The sequence below is a fragment of the Christensenella hongkongensis genome (genome assembly GCF_000981035.1).
In the GTDB taxonomy this organism is placed as follows: Bacteria; Bacillota; Clostridia; order Christensenellales; family Christensenellaceae; genus Christensenella; species Christensenella hongkongensis.
Window position 1 is genome coordinate 1 of the sequence record NZ_LAYJ01000040.1, and the last position, 1011, is coordinate 1011.

The following is a 1011-nucleotide window of genomic DNA, read 5'->3' on the forward strand; positions in this document are numbered from 1 at the left end:
GAATCACGATCAATACAGCGCACGTGGAGTACGAGACAGATACGCGCCATTACGCGCACGTAGACTGCCCGGGACACGCGGACTATGTAAAGAACATGATCACGGGAGCGGCGCAGATGGACGGAGCGATCCTGGTGGTATCGGCAGCAGACGGCCCGATGCCGCAGACGCGCGAGCATATCCTTCTTGCAAGGCAGGTAGGTGTGCCGTACATCATCGTATATATGAATAAAACAGACCAGGTAGACGATCCGGAGCTATTGGAGCTTGTGGAAATGGAAATCAGGGAGCTGCTGTCGCAGTACGATTTTCCGGGCGACGATACGCCGATCATCAAGGGAAGCGCGCTTAAGGCGCTGGAAGCGGCGCAGGCAAGCGACGACATCAAAGACAATCCGGACTGCCAGAGCATCTTCGAGCTGATGGACGCAGTAGACAGCTATATACCGGAACCGCAGAGGGACGTAGACAAGCCGTTCCTGATGCCGGTAGAGGACGTATTCTCGATCACAGGGCGCGGGACGGTAGCAACGGGCAGAGTAGAGAGAGGAACGGTAAAGGTACAGGATACGGTAGAAATCGTAGGACTGACAGAAGAGAAGAGAAGCGTAGTAGTAACGGGAGTGGAAATGTTCCGGAAGCTTCTTGACCAGGCGATCACGGGAGACAACATCGGAGCGCTGCTACGTGGTGTACAGAGAGACGAGATCGAGCGTGGGCAGGTACTTTCAGCGCCGGGCTCGATCCATCCGCACACGCACTTCAACAGCAGCGTATACGTGCTGAAGAAGGAAGAGGGAGGACGACACACGCCGTTCTTCAACGGATACCGTCCGCAGTTCTATTTCAGGACAACGGACGTAACGGGAGTAATCGAGCTGCCGAGCGGAACAGAAATGGTAATGCCGGGAGATAACATCGAAATGGAGATCAAGCTGATCACGCCGATCGCAATCGAAGAAGGACTGCGGTTCGCAATCCGCGAAGGCGGCAGGACAGTAGGTTCGGGCG

Annotated in this window: 1 protein-coding gene; it reads left to right on the forward strand. The window is 55.6% G+C overall.

The window, feature by feature from the left end; all coding sequences use genetic code 11:
• On the forward strand, positions 1-1011 hold a 1011-nt coding region (gene tuf / locus CHK_RS01965), incomplete at both ends, for an elongation factor Tu (protein WP_046442358.1).